The organism is Paenibacillus sp. J22P165 (assembly GCF_059692015.1).
Window position 1 is genome coordinate 139,421 of record NZ_JCAUAP010000001.1, and the last position, 13,794, is coordinate 153,214.

The following is a 13,794-nucleotide window of genomic DNA, read 5'->3' on the forward strand; positions in this document are numbered from 1 at the left end:
AAAGTTTACATTGATTATATTATTGGAGGATCCTATGCCATCATTACGTGAAATTAGTGATTTTATTACCGAAAAAACAAGTCGTAATGCAGCTTCCTTCGGGGATGCTCTGCCTGCTCATACCAAAGAAGGCAAATATGAATTTGCTGAAAATGGTTTTTGGACTGGCGGTTTCTGGACAGGTATGAATTGGCTTTGCTATGAGTTAACCAAGGACGAGACGTTTATGAAGTCCGCTCGTGACTCCTACCCTAGACTGTTAAAACGGATGTATGAGACGCCGGAAACCTTGGATCATGATCTCGGCTTTCTTTACTCCTTGTCCTTTGTAGCTGACTATAAGCTGACAGGGGATACCTATGCGCGCAAAGTGGCGCTTGATGCAGCTGACCACCTCAAGTCCAGATTTAATAGTAAGGGTAACTTCATTCAAGCATGGAATGTTTGGGTACCAGGAGAACCCTTCAGCGAGGAAAATAGAGGCAGAATCATCATTGATTGTATGTATAATTTGCCGCTTCTATTCTGGGCCTCGGAAGAAACTGGAGACGAGGAATACAGAAGAGTGGCGGAGGCACACGCGGATACATGTGCGCGTACAATCATTCGAGAAGACTTTACGGCGTTTCACACCTTCGTCTTTGATCCAGAAACAGGTGAGCCTAAGTTCGGACAAACCTTCCAAGGATTTGCAGATGATTCATGCTGGTCGAGAGGTCAGACGTGGGCTATTGGCGGCTACACATACGCTTACAAATATACAGGTAAGAAAGCCTACTTGGACATAGCGCGCAGCTGTGCTAAAGTTTACCTAGACAGAGTAGAGGCGGATTTGGTGCCTCTCTGGGATTTTGATGTCACTGATCGCGTGAATGCTTATCGGGATAGTTCAGCTGCGGCAATCGCTGCTGCGAGCTTACTAGAGCTAGCCAAGCACGTTGACGGAGAAGAACAGCAACGCTATGAAAGGTATGCTGTTGAGGCGATTTCTAATTTATATAATCATTACGCTACAAGGTCTGATCGTTCTCATGAAGGTTTATTACTCCATGGTTGTGGACATCATCCAGCCAATACGAATGTGGATTGTTCCCTTATTTATGGCGATTATTACTTTGTGGAAGCTGTCGCCAAGTTACAGGGAGTTACAAAAGGTTATTGGTAGAAAGTCAGTCTCCTGCACATCATCTTCACACAACAAAAGGCATTTCGACACTTTATAGGTGTTGAAATGCCTCTTTGTTGTGCGACAGGAATAGCAGTCTCTATCTTCGTGTAAACAACTCGTTTACTTAAGATTACTTTCTTCCGATTTATAAACTACAAGGATTGCACTACGTTGAAAACCCACGCCGCTTGGGGATGACTTCAAGATGGATCCATAGCAAACATTAACAATTTGTTCATCTTTCAATTCGGCTAGAAACTGATTAGCTCTTGTCTCTGCATAAGACGCATCCGTATCTAAAAACTCCTTTACCTGAATCACTTCAAATTCCTCCCTAAATGGATTGATGAGTATGTACAACAGATATTACAGAAGACTTCACCTATACGCAAAGTAATTAGATGAGATGTATCGATACCCATAAAAGTACAACAAGACATCCCGCAAAAAGCGGAACGTCCTGTTCTCTTGACCATATCACTTTATCTAATAGGTGTCAAATTGAAGAAGAATGACGGATATGCAGGAAGTGCTGGAGCGACTAGAAGATAAAATAGATAGATAGGATCAGATGATGGACACTGCTCGCCGCGCAACAAACCAAAAAAGCATGCAAGACGTAACCGTCTTCGCATGCTTCTTTGTCATTGCTGCCTTATCTACCCGGCAGCAGCTGTTTGATCCAACCGCCGAAGCTCTTCGGATTCCGCGTTTGGATGAGCACGACGCCTTCACCTCTGAATCGGCAGACGATGCCTTCGCCGCTCGTAAGGCTGGAAATCCAGCCTTTGGAGGCTTTTTCAATCGTATAAGGCGTATAATCCGGCCAAGCAACCAGATGCCCGTTATCAATAATAACCTCTTGGCCTGGCGCCAAGTTAATGGCATGGATCGCGCCGTAGGAGGAGAGGAATACGGTGCCGCGACCGCTAATCTCAACGATAAAGAAGCCTTCGCCGGACATGAAGCCGCTCGCTAGATTCTGCATTTTGGTGTTCACCTGAATGCCTGAAGTGCCGGCAAGGAAGCCATCCTTTTGGACATAAAGCTTGTAGGTGCCATCTAATTCAACGGCTTCAATATCACCGATAACAGCAGGTGCTAGGAGCACCTCGCCGGATCCACGGTTAGGACTCAATTCCTGGAAGAAGAAGCTTTCGCCGCTGAGCATCCGTCCAAGACCGCGCATAATTCCACCGTCTGCCGTACCTTTAAGTTCAATATTCGGGGACATGGAAACCATCGCGCCAGACTCGGCTTTAATGTTCTCACCAGCTTCAAGCTGCACGCGCAGCATCGGAAATGCGCCTTTATATAAGATTTCGTGTTTCATCGGTATCCTCCATTTAATTATTTGTAGATTATCCTAATTTCCTTATATTTCTACGCGGTTTTGGGCTGTGTGGTTGCATCCAAGCTGCGATTCGCATACACGAACACGGCACAAATTAGCAATATACTCATCGTTACAAAGAACACAGAAGTGAAGCCGTATTCCGCTGCCAGATGACTGCCGAGCAAGGGGCCAATGAGATTCCCAAGGAACAGCGAAGACGTATTGAAGCCATAGGCGGTGCCTTGAATCTCAGGAGCTGCAAGCTTCATGACTAAAGCGTTCAGCGAAGGAATCATCCCGCCGATGAACAGTCCGAGCAGGAATCTGCCGATGAGCAGCGTCGTAATATTAGTGGCAAAAGCCTGCGGTATGAAAGCGACAGCCGCCATCGTGAGGGCAATGACCAGCGTCATGCGCTGCCCGATTCGGTCACCTAACCGACCCAAGGTCGGAGCTCCGAATAGATTGGCGATGCCCGTGATTGCGACGATAAGCCCGGCGAAGAAGGCCAAGTGCGCTCCCGTGTATAAGGTTTTGGCATATACCGTTACAATCGGCTCGATACTCATCATACCGATCTGCGTAATCAGTGATGCAGCAAACACAGGCAGTAAGGGGCGGAACAAGCGCCACGGCGTCCGCTGTCGTACCTTTTTCGCGGTGACAGGCTTGCGCTCCTCTTTAATGAACAGCATGACGATGAGGCTGGCGCATAGCATGAGCCCTCCTGTGAAGAAGAACACGTGGTGGTAGCCGAGAAAGCTGGCTAGTACGCCGCCGATTAAAGGGCCGATGAGTGTGCCTGCGATAGCGCCAGTTTGCAAGGTGCCAAGCGACTTACCCGAATGTTCTCGGGGGGTCAGTGAGGCTTGCAATGAAACCGCCATCGAGATGAAGCCGGAGAAGAATCCATTCAACAATCTCAGCGATAGCAGCTGCCAAGGCGATGTAACAATGCCCATTAGAGCGGTGACGATGGCCATTCCGAAGCCGGCGCGCAGCAGCATGATCTTACGCCCGCGTCGATCGGCAATGGCTCCCCATAGTGGCTGGGTCAAAAAGGAAGTGATGAATTGGGCAGCCACGATCCAGCCTGTCCAACGGACAATATCATCTAAGTCGTGAACCCCTAACTCCCCGATGTAGAGAGGTAAGAACGGAAGAACTAGATTCATGCCACATGTAATGGAGAAGTTCGCACCCCAAAGTATCCATAATGACTTTTTCCAATGTAAGGGGGTTGCCATGACGTGGACTCCTTATCCTTTTTTTTCTCAGTATAGCATAAATGGCTCGATCCCCAAGCATTTAGGACCCATGTGCGAACTGCTGCCGGTACGAGCGAGGCGACATTCCTTCGAGCTTGGTAAAGCTTGCAGCGAAATAAGCAGCTTGTTCAAAGCCAACTTCCTGAGCAATGTGGGCAATCGGGAGCTCCGTTTGTAGAAGCAATAGTTTGGCTTGACTTACCCGTAATTTAAGCAGATAGGTTAAGGGAGAGCAGCCGTATTCTTTTTGCATGCAGCGAGCTATGTACACAGGATGGAAATTGAGCTCATCCCCCAGCTGTTTAGCGGTAACCGATTCTCGGAAATGCTGCCTTAAGTAGGAGGCCGCCTTCTCAGCGCAGGCTCTGGAGGCAGATGCATGAGCGGTCTCTGCGGAGGCAGCCAATTGATATAGAATCTCTTGAAATAACTGCTGCTGGGCAAAACGAACACTGTTCACGTGCGCACGAGGCTGGAGCTGTAGCAGCTGATCAAGGACTTCATACATTTTCTCGGGGTGCTGGAGTGTCGTAAATTGCGGGATGCGCATGGTGAAGGGGTCCACGGCGAAGGCTTCCACCACGGCATCCTCTGGAGCAGGGTCCTCTAAAGAAACAGCTGCAACGGCGCTCGGCTTCATTAACTCCCAAGCACCGCCTACATGGAAATGCAGCCAGTAGGTGTAGGTTAGTTCCTCGCATACTTTGGTCGCGAAATGGTAGCGATCAGGCCGTAAAATGACAGCCTGCCCGACCCCAACCTCGAAACGTTCATCCTCTTCACCGATGTAGAAGCAGCCGGAAGTTGTGATAAGCAAATCAAATACTTGGATGTTGCTGCGACTGGGGTGCTGTCCTCCCTTGGGGATACTGTTATATCCACTCGCGATATAGTGGGGCAGAGGAGGAATCGTGATCTCAAGAAATGCCATAATACCACCTTCTTTAATTCTGTGTAAAAGTTGGAATTGTATAAGTTTCAGTTGCGATGTTGATACATGAATCCAACTATAACAGCTATAATTTGAACTGACTAGTAAGTTTCATTTACATAACAAATAGCGAAGTATACTGGATGGTGGCGTGAACATGACGACTGAGAAAAATAAGTTTTCCTTATGGATTCTAGCATGGCCAATATTTGTCGAATTACTGCTTCAACTCCTCTTAGGCGCGGTGGATACGCTGATGGTAAGCCGTGTCTCGGATGATGCGGTAGCCGTAGTTGGTTTAGCGAATCAGATCTTTCAGGCAGTGATGATTTTATTTATGACAGTTGCAAGTGGGGCAGGTATTCTCATTGCTCAGAAAATTGGAGCCAAACAACAGGAAGCCGCACGAACGGTTGGGATTATGGCTGTCACGATCAGCGGATTGATTGGTGCCATACTCAGTGTCATCCTGTATGTCGAGGCTGTTCCGTTAGCGCGACTGTTTCAGTTAGAAGAGCGGCTGCTTCCGCTAGCACATACGTATATTTCAATTGTCGGCAGCGGCATGGTGTTAACTGCATTGACGGCTACACTCAGCACGGCCATTCGGAATACAGGGAACACGAAGGGGCCCATGATAACCGCGATCGGGATGAATGTCATTCACGTCATTTTGAACTATGTATGGATTAATGGAGCCTTCGGATTCCCACAGCTCGGCTTAACGGGTGTTGCCATTTCGACACTAGTGAGTCGGTTACTTGCGACTTGTTTGCTGCTTTATATGTTTGTTACTGCCTTTGAGCGAAGAATCAGATGGCGTGATCTTGCTATTTTTAATCGAAAGCTATTTAGTGAAATTATCAAAATCGGCTGGCCGCTCGGCGTCAATATGTCGTCATGGGTTTTATCGCAGCTGGCGATTTATAGCTTTTTGGCAACGATGGGGGCTGCTGCTTTGGCGGCGAGAACGTATATGAATACGCTGGAATCTATCTGCTTTATGTTGGGTTATTCGATTGCTTTATCGGCTCAAATCCAGATTGCGCATCTATATGGCTCAGGGCATACACATGCCGTATATAAAGCAGGCTATCGCGGCACCTGGATTGGACTTGGCTTAGTCGGGTTCAATAGTATTCTTCTTTTGATTATCGGAAAAAGCTTTCTCGGTTTCTTCAGTTCTGACCAAGGTATTATCAATCTAGCACTCTCTTGCCTTGTACTAAGTGCGATACTTCAGCCAGGCAGGATGATCAATATGGGCTTTGGTAATGCTCTGAATGCGATTGGTGATACACGATTTAATATGGTGATCTCGTTGTTTTCAATGTGGGGTGTCGCTGCGGGGCTTTCTTATGTCTTGGGGTTACATTATGGTCTAGGATTAACGGGGATTTATATAGCGATGATGTGCGATGAGTATCTTCGCGGTATTCTGGTGGCTATCCGTTGGCGGCGAAAGAAGTATTTGCGCATGGCGGAAAGAAAAGCGAAGGTTCTTGATGCTTCAGGAGGGATTGGAGCAGAAGTTCGAAGTGTGCATAGTGCTTAAACTAGGGCACCTACATAGGTTGCTGGTGCACAAATAAGAGAGGGGAACAAGAGTGACAAGTCACTTGTGTTCCCCTTTGGTGTTCCATGTCAGTTAACTCCGGTAAGTTCGAAATCGGATGTCTTGGTTGTAGTTGCCGAAGCCTTCTCCATACAACGTCAAACCACCGACATGCTCAGCATGCTCAGGGACTTCTAAACGTAATATCCACTCATTGCGGGAGATGGGAAGATCCTGAATGGTCGCATTGGATAGCAGCTGTCCATCGAGGAAAGTCCCTTCTTGGGTGATGCGAAGCACCTTTAACCAACCATACTGGTTCGTGTAGTCCGACCACCAAGCTGGGGTCAGTTGACCGCGGCCATCTCCAGAATCGCCGGGGCTTGTCCAATAGCCCAGCAAGGTGTCATTCACATAGAAGTGAATATCGGACGGCCAATTGGCTGCGATTCCTGGTGCTTCGGAGCCTATCTCCAGCGAGATTTCGATCTCCTCCAAGTCTTGCCCTGCAAGCATATAGTTAGGAATCCGGTACTCGACGAAGCCCTTGGCAAACCACAGGATTCTGGCATGCATACGCTCTGGCTCAAAGAAAAAACGAGGATCGTCAAACTGACCGATCAGCCGATCTTCCGTCGCTAAACCGCAGGTGGGATGAACCTCGAAACGCGTATAGTGACCGACGGGAATCGATACTTCGTTGAATAAGCGCTTCTGTTCAGTCGACTGAGGGAGCTGGACGTCAATACGCGCGAGGGCGAGTGTACAGATTTTGTGCGTACCGCCTTGCTTGCGAACGAGCTTCGTATGAATGAGCCCGCCTGCCTCCAGTTTCTTAACATGCATCGTCACGATGGCACTGCTTAACGAAAGCCGCTGAGCTAAGTCCTTTACGTTCATCTCTTGTTCAGCTAATAATTCCAATATGTTAAGCCGCACATCGCTAGCCAAGGCTTCATATAAGGGCAGCCATTTGCGGTCTGTTGTCGTGTGAATCATGTCCATCAACTCCTTTTCTAACTGATTAACATAAATGTGAATGCAACGAAAACGGGGGAAGGGTCTTGATCTTCCTTCTTTTTTATTGTTTAATATGATCATACATAATAATTATATTAACTGATTCATATTTTTATTAATTATACTATGAGGTGATCGTAATGTCTATGAAAGCAAGCATGATCATTGATAAGGATTTTGTAGTAGGAGAAGTAGATCCACGTCTGTATGGTTCCTTTATTGAGCATTTGGGACGCGCGGTATACGGCGGTATTTATGAACCTGGACATCCGCAAGCAGATGAGCAAGGATTTCGCGGAGATGTGTTGGAGTTAGTTAAAAGTCTACAAGTGCCAATCGTTCGTTACCCAGGAGGAAACTTTGTGTCGGGTTACAACTGGGAGGATGGTATCGGACCTCTCGATCAGCGTAAGAGACGTCTTGATCTTGCTTGGCGCACAATTGAGCCGAACCTAGTCGGTCTGAATGAGTTCATGGACTGGTGCCGCAAAGCGAATACAGAAGCAATGATGGCCGTGAATCTGGGGACTCGCGGTCCTGATGAAGCTAGGGATATTATTGAATACGCGAACATCACAGGTGGCACCTACTGGAGTGATTTGCGAATCTCCCATGGCTATCGGACACCGCATAAAATTAAAACATGGTGCTTAGGCAACGAAATGGATGGTCCTTGGCAAACAGGAAGCAAAACCGCAGTCGAGTATGGTCGTACCGCTTGTGAAACAGCTAAAGTGATGAAATGGGTAGATCCTTCGATCGAGCTAGTCGCTTGCGGCAGTTCAAGCTTAACGATGCCTACCTTCCCAGATTGGGAAGCAACCGTACTTGAGCATACCTACGATCATGTTGATTATATTTCGCTTCACCAGTATTACGGCAATCGAGAACAAAATTCAGCGAATTTCTTGGCCCAATCTTTAGGCATGGATCGGTTCATCCACACGGTCATTGCAACGGCAGATTACGTTCAGGCTAAGAAGCGCGGCAAAAAGAAAATCAATCTTTCCTTCGACGAATGGAATGTATGGTACCACTCCCACGATGCTGATCGTAAAATCGAGCCTTGGTCCATCGCACCGCCCCAACTGGAGGACATTTATAATCATGAAGATGCGCTTCTGGTGGGCTGTATGCTAATTTCCATGCTCAAACGTGCTGATCGTGTCAAAATGGCTTGCTTAGCTCAATTGGTCAATGTGATCGCTCCGATTATGACAGCCAATGGCGGTGCGGCTTGGAAGCAAACGATTTACTATCCTTATCTTCATGCTAGTGTATTTGGCCGTGGAACGGTCCTTGTACCGCTCATTAAATCGCCGAAATATGATGCGAAAGACTACACAGATGTTCCTTACTTGGAGGCCGTTGCTGTACATAATGAGGAAACATCGGAGTTGACGATCTTCGCAGTGAATCGCCATCTGGCCGAAGCGCTCCCTCTAGAGATGGATCTTCGCAGTTTCAGCGGGTTCAATATCGTTGAGCATATTGTTTTAGAGCATGAGGATCTCAAGGCGACCAATACGTTAGAAGCGCCGGACCGAGTAAAACCGCATTCCGCAGGGAATGCGAAAATTTCTTCGAATGGGCACATTGAAGCTGTTCTAGGTAAAGCGTCTTGGAATGTAATTCGTCTTAAATTGGTATAAAAGTCTTCGAGTACCGAAAACTTATTCTTTGATATGTGCTAAAAAGTCGCGTTTGGTACCATAATAGTCATAGGAAAAACCTCGATCGTATAAGGTATGCGAGGCTTTCCAGGTGACGGTGCCCGCGGCTTTTCTTTCTTTTCCAATCCACGCTCTGGTATGATGAGAGAAATGAGATTGAAGGAGTTAGGGCACATGAAAATGAGAGTAAGTTGGGTTGGGGGATTCGTGTTGGTAGCTGCAATAGGCTTAACCGCTTGTGGGGGAGATCAACCATCGGCTACACCTAGTGCGAGTGTTTCAGCTAATGTGAATGTTTCAAAGTTATATCAGAACTATTGTATCTCGTGTCATGGTAATCAATTACAGGGCGGGCAAGGTCCCAATATCCAAAAAGTGGGAGAACGCCTCGATGAAGCTGAAATTGTAAAACGGATACAAAAGGGTGGTGGCGGGATGCCGCCGTTTCAGGTCACGATGAAAGAAGAGGAATTGAAAGCACTTGCAACTTGGTTGGCTGGTCTTAAGTAATTGTAAATAACTGGTATGATTAAGGTTACGTTAAGGTTAGCTACATAATTTCTTCACAATTGACATTTACAATTAGGGGCATGAGGAGAGTGATGTTAGATGCACTTGAATTTGAAGCCCCGGAAGCGTCTTTCGAGTAAAAAGAGCTCAAGCCGTCTGGGAGCATCGATTTCACTAGTTTTATTTATGATCGGATTACCGATTTTGTCTGTCGTAGGTATGGAGTTTCTTGAGCGTGGCAATTTTGCTGAAACTATGCAATGGATTACAAGTAATCAACCTTTATTTGTGCTAAACGTAGGTTTATCTTTCTTCCTTCTCGCCTTTATTTATGCCCTTGTTGGGTCATTGGCGATTTCCGGCTCCATCTCGACCTTAATTCTTGGTCTAATGGCAATTATCTCGTATATGAAAGTGAAAATGATCGGGGAGCCGTTCTTCCCTTGGGATATATTGCTGAATAAAGAGAGTATGGACATTGCATCGTTAGTTACGGGCAAAGCGGCATTAATTCGAATAAGTGCGGTTGCGGCCGCGATTCTCATCGTTCTTGCACTAAGATGGATCATTCCGCGTACTACAATTCCAGTCATCGCTCGAATCGGTTTAGGGCTTTTTTCGCTCTATGCCTTGTATGCATTTGGGATCAAAACACCTTTGGCAGGCAAAGTGTTAGACCATGCAGGCGTGAACGAAATTGTATGGGATCAGCAGCAAAACTACGCGAACAACGGCCTCACACTTGCCTTCACACTTAATGTGAAGAACTCGATTGTGCAGAAGCCGGATACGTACAGTGAGCAAGCACTGGCTGCGGCCGCGGCAAATATTCAAGAGGCAGCAGTACAAAAAGATGCTGGCGTTCGTAAAGCGAAAGCTACGCTTGCTGACGGGAAACAGCCGAATGTTATTTTCGTTATGAGCGAAGCATTCTGGGACCCAACCCTACTAGAGAATGTCACGTTTAGCGAAGATCCACTTCCGACAATTCACCGTCTGCAGAAGGAGTCAAGTTCCGGTTATTTGCTTTCCCCTCAGTATGGAGGCGGTACGAGTAACGTGGAATTTGAAGTGTTAACGGGGAACTCGATGAGCTTCCTACCTGGTGGGTCCATTCCGTATCAACAGTACATTTCCAAGCCAGTACCAAGTTTGGCGAGTTATTTTGCTGATCATGGCTACAAAAGTATGGGGATTCACTCCTATGAAGGATGGTTCTGGGATCGGAATTCTGTCTATAAGGAGCTAGGTTTTGAAGCGTTCAAAAGCAGCGAGCACTTCGATAATCCGGAAATGAAAGGTTACTTTATCTCCGATGCAGAAGTGGCAAGAAACGTGATTAGTGAAGTGGATAAAACGGAAAACCCGATGTTTATCTACACCGTTACGATGCAAAATCACGGACCGTACGATGACCCTCGCTATGGAGAAAATCAGTTCAAAGCAACGGGCAATCTTTCTGCGCAAGCAAAAAGTATTCTAGAAACGTACACGCAAGGTGCGCATGACGCGGATCAAAGCTTGCAAATGATGATCGATCATTTCAAGGATTCAGATGAACCTACACTTATCGTATTCTATGGTGACCATTTACCGATGTTAGGCATGGATTATCAGGTGTATAAAGAAGCAGGCTTCATCTCAACAAGCGATGCTAATAAGTGGTCGTTGGAGGAAATCAAGAAGATGCATAGCATTCCCCTAGTTACGTGGTCTAACTTCGATATGCCGAAACAGGACATTCCACTTTTGAGTGATTCCTTCCTAGGTGCACATGTTCTGGATATGCTTCATATGGAAAAGCCAGCGAATTTCGCTTTGGATGCTGAGTTGGCGGGGCAAGTACCAGGCTTGCTAAGCAACTTGATCGTTGATCAGGATGGACAACTGCATGCAACTACACCGGAATCCGCGGCATCATTAATAAATGACTATCGAAACGTGCAGTACGATTTAATGTTCGGTAAGCAATATTTGGCCGACTATTTGGATCACGATTATTTGACCAAGGGTACGCAAGCAGACTACAACGCCGAATTTGGCGGTACGGGCGCGGCAAAGTCCGAGGCACAAGGCAGCAATGACACCAAGCAGCCGAGTACACAGTAGTGTAGTTTGGATAAAAAGGCCGTCTCTTCAAGTAGAGAATACTTGAGGGGGCGGTCTTTGTGTGTTTGGGTGGTTGAACCCATCTGCAACGCCACTGTATCAGACCCAACCGCAGGCCTCCGTACCTCGGCCAAGCAGAACAACCCAACCCAACCCAACCCAACCCAACCCAACCCAACCCAACCCAACCCAACCCAACCCAACCCAACCCAACCCAACCCAACCCAACCCAACCCAACCCAACCCAACCCCTTCAACTCCGCTAACACGGCGGCATTAGATGGAAAAACTCCATCTATTTTTCAGGAAATTCACTCTTTGAGATGATTACCTGGAAAACATACAGTTAAATTCAGCCATTTCCCGCCATTTCATCGAATTCATGAGAAATAACTGTACCTTTTCCATCTATTTCGGCTAAATGTCTCATCCGCGCGAAATTAGCTGTACCTTATCCAGTTAATCAGTACGGCAAGGCTCCAAGCCGAAATTAGCTAATGTTTTTCCCACTAAACAGCACATCAACACCCAACAAGAAATAACTGTTGCCAGCTGCAGGGTTATTTTGGTAATATGAAATTCCGTCTCTACGCGGCGACTGCACATAAACGAAAAGGCAAACGGATCTTGAATGACAAAACAGGAGGTGTTTTATGCTTTTCGCGGTTTTGGCGCGCAAGGCGTACGCAAGGAACTTGCAGTATCGCGGCTCGCATCTGCTGCATAACGCAGTAAGCGCAGTGTTCGGCTTTATTTATGCGAGCATCTGGACAGGTTTAGGCAGTGATGCATCGCTAGGCGAGTATGGTGCCAAAGGCATGGTGAGTTACATTGCTTTTAACCAAGCGATTCTGTGGATTACTCAGTTTACGACGAATGGACTCGGACTCGAGCAATCGGTTCGCACGGGTCAAATAGCGGTCGATCTCATGCGGCCGGTGCATTTATTTTACCAAGCGATGAGCCGGGAATGGGGCCAAGTGTGGTATCAGTTTTTATATAAAAGCATTCCGATTTATGTCCTCTATGTATTCATCTTCTCCTTACAGCTTCCACAACACGCTTCGGTGTACGGATGGACAGCTCTCTCGCTCGTCACGGCCTCCTATATTTCAATTTGTATGAACTACTTAATTGGCGTAGCCGCCTTATGGACAACGGAATCCCGTTGGTTGTATTGGGTTAATTATGCATTTGCTATGTTGATTTCGGGATTTTTTATTCCCTTAGAATGGCTGCCAAGCTGGCTTCGAACTATCAGTTCGTACACGCCATACCCTTACTTACTCTATTACCCGACACGGATCTACCTCGGATTTGAACATGGAACGATTGTGCTCGGCGCTCTTTTATGGGGCATCGGGTTTACTTGTGTCTGTATGGCCGTTACCCAAATGGTTCGCAGGAAGCTGGAGGTGCAGGGCGGATGATCTCGATTCGGTTGTTTATGCTGCTCATTAAAGCCAATTTGCGAAGTCGGATGCAGTATAAGTTTAATTTTGTTTTTTCAACAATTATGGCCTCGTTTATTCAAATTTCTGAATTCCTGATGGTCGCGCTGGTCATGATGAAATTTGGTAATATTCACGGTTGGACACTCTACGAGGTGAGTTACTTATATGGCATGATGACAATTTCCAAAGCCATTTATCGGACACTTGCTTCAGACGTGCATCATCTTGAGAAATATCTCGTTTCAGGTGACCTGGATGCGATTCTGATTCGACCAGTTCCCGTACTGCTTGCCTTGATGACACAAAATTCACGGATTCTCATTGCGGAAGTCAGCCAAGGTCTGATCCTGCTCTTCATTTCGATGAAAGCGCTAATGGCTAGCGGGCAAATCAGCTGGAGTGCCATCCCACTGACTGTCTTCATCATCCTCACAGGTGCTGTGATTTTGTTCGCGATTGGGCTTGCTACGGCGGCGGCTGGATTTTGGCTCACACGCATCGAGTCTCTGCAAAATATGACCGAAGATGCCTCGCAAACAGCGGCTCGCTACCCGCTCAGCATTTATCCCAAATGGCTGCAAGGTGCACTGTTAGTGCTCGTTCCTGTGGGTTTCGTCAATTACATTCCTTCACTCTACGTGTTGAGGCATCAAGGAGGCATAGGGCTGCTGGCAGGGACTTTGGCGGTCTCCGCTGTTGTATTGTGGCTAGCGATGCGTTTCTGGAAGCTAGGACTTTCACGATATCAAAGCACAGGTAGTTAACCATAT

The 13,794-nt window shown here is 46.9% G+C and carries 13 protein-coding genes; 7 read left to right on the forward strand and 6 right to left on the reverse strand.

Going from position 1 to position 13,794, the window contains the following annotated elements; genetic code table 11:
- Window positions 1–34: 34 nt before the first annotated feature.
- A complete protein-coding gene (locus AC58QM_RS00610) occupies window positions 35–1,165 on the forward strand; it encodes a glycoside hydrolase family 88 protein (protein ID WP_497280485.1) in 1,131 nt (376 codons plus the stop codon).
- A 123-nt stretch (window positions 1,166–1,288) separates the two neighbouring features.
- Here the strand turns inward: AC58QM_RS00610 and AC58QM_RS00615 are convergent, their stop codons facing one another.
- From AC58QM_RS00615 to AC58QM_RS00630, 4 genes are all read right to left on the reverse strand, one after another.
- A complete protein-coding gene (locus AC58QM_RS00615) occupies window positions 1,289–1,489 on the reverse strand; it encodes a sporulation protein Cse60 (RefSeq protein ID WP_497280487.1) in 201 nt (66 codons plus the stop codon).
- Between the two features lie 334 nt (window positions 1,490–1,823).
- Window positions 1,824–2,501, reverse strand: coding sequence for a TIGR00266 family protein (locus AC58QM_RS00620; protein WP_497280489.1), 678 nt, complete (start codon window positions 2,499–2,501; stop codon window positions 1,824–1,826).
- 50 nt (window positions 2,502–2,551) lie between these two features.
- Complete coding sequence (locus tag AC58QM_RS00625) at window positions 2,552–3,751, reverse strand: MFS transporter (protein WP_497280491.1); 1,200 nt, start codon at window positions 3,749–3,751, stop codon at window positions 2,552–2,554.
- 61 nt (window positions 3,752–3,812) lie between these two features.
- Window positions 3,813–4,703: a helix-turn-helix transcriptional regulator gene (locus tag AC58QM_RS00630; RefSeq protein WP_497280493.1), complete on the reverse strand. Its 891-nt coding sequence runs from the start codon at window positions 4,701–4,703 to the stop codon at window positions 3,813–3,815.
- Between the two features lie 157 nt (window positions 4,704–4,860).
- On the opposite strand from AC58QM_RS00630, the gene AC58QM_RS00635 reads away from it, so the two are divergent.
- Window positions 4,861–6,258 (forward strand): MATE family efflux transporter, encoded by a 1,398-nt coding sequence (locus AC58QM_RS00635; protein WP_497280495.1) that lies wholly within the window; start codon window positions 4,861–4,863, stop codon window positions 6,256–6,258.
- Between the two features lie 93 nt (window positions 6,259–6,351).
- Here AC58QM_RS00635 and AC58QM_RS00640 read toward each other — a convergent pair whose 3' ends face one another.
- A complete protein-coding gene (locus tag AC58QM_RS00640; RefSeq protein ID WP_497280497.1) occupies window positions 6,352–7,257 on the reverse strand; it encodes an ArsR/SmtB family transcription factor in 906 nt (301 codons plus the stop codon).
- Window positions 7,258–7,418: 161 nt separating this feature from the next.
- Between AC58QM_RS00640 and arfA the strand changes: the two genes are divergently transcribed.
- The 3 genes from arfA (at window position 7,419) to AC58QM_RS00655 (ending at window position 11,570) form a co-directional block, all read left to right on the forward strand.
- On the forward strand, window positions 7,419–8,930 hold the full coding sequence (gene arfA, locus AC58QM_RS00645; RefSeq protein ID WP_310499668.1) for an arabinosylfuranosidase ArfA: 1,512 nt from the start codon (window positions 7,419–7,421) through the stop codon (window positions 8,928–8,930).
- Window positions 8,931–9,125: 195 nt separating this feature from the next.
- A complete protein-coding gene (locus AC58QM_RS00650; protein ID WP_497280499.1) occupies window positions 9,126–9,461 on the forward strand; it encodes a c-type cytochrome in 336 nt (111 codons plus the stop codon).
- Window positions 9,462–9,560: 99 nt separating this feature from the next.
- The gene (locus AC58QM_RS00655; protein WP_497280501.1) at window positions 9,561–11,570 is read left to right on the forward strand and encodes an LTA synthase family protein; all 2,010 of its coding nucleotides are present in this window, start codon (window positions 9,561–9,563) and stop codon (window positions 11,568–11,570) included.
- Between the two features lie 99 nt (window positions 11,571–11,669).
- On the opposite strand, the gene AC58QM_RS00660 is transcribed toward AC58QM_RS00655, so the two are convergent.
- On the reverse strand, window positions 11,670–11,813 hold the full coding sequence (locus AC58QM_RS00660) for a hypothetical protein (RefSeq protein WP_497280503.1): 144 nt from the start codon (window positions 11,811–11,813) through the stop codon (window positions 11,670–11,672).
- A 410-nt stretch (window positions 11,814–12,223) separates the two neighbouring features.
- Between AC58QM_RS00660 and AC58QM_RS00665 the strand changes: the two genes are divergently transcribed.
- Window positions 12,224–13,000: an ABC transporter permease gene (locus AC58QM_RS00665; RefSeq protein WP_497280505.1), complete on the forward strand. Its 777-nt coding sequence runs from the start codon at window positions 12,224–12,226 to the stop codon at window positions 12,998–13,000.
- Window positions 12,997–13,788 carry an ABC transporter permease gene (locus AC58QM_RS00670; protein WP_497280507.1) on the forward strand — a complete coding sequence of 264 codons (792 nt, stop codon included), beginning with the start codon at window positions 12,997–12,999 and terminating at the stop codon, window positions 13,786–13,788. Before AC58QM_RS00665 ends, AC58QM_RS00670 begins: the two co-directional genes overlap by 4 nt.
- Window positions 13,789–13,794: the final 6 nt, after the last annotated feature.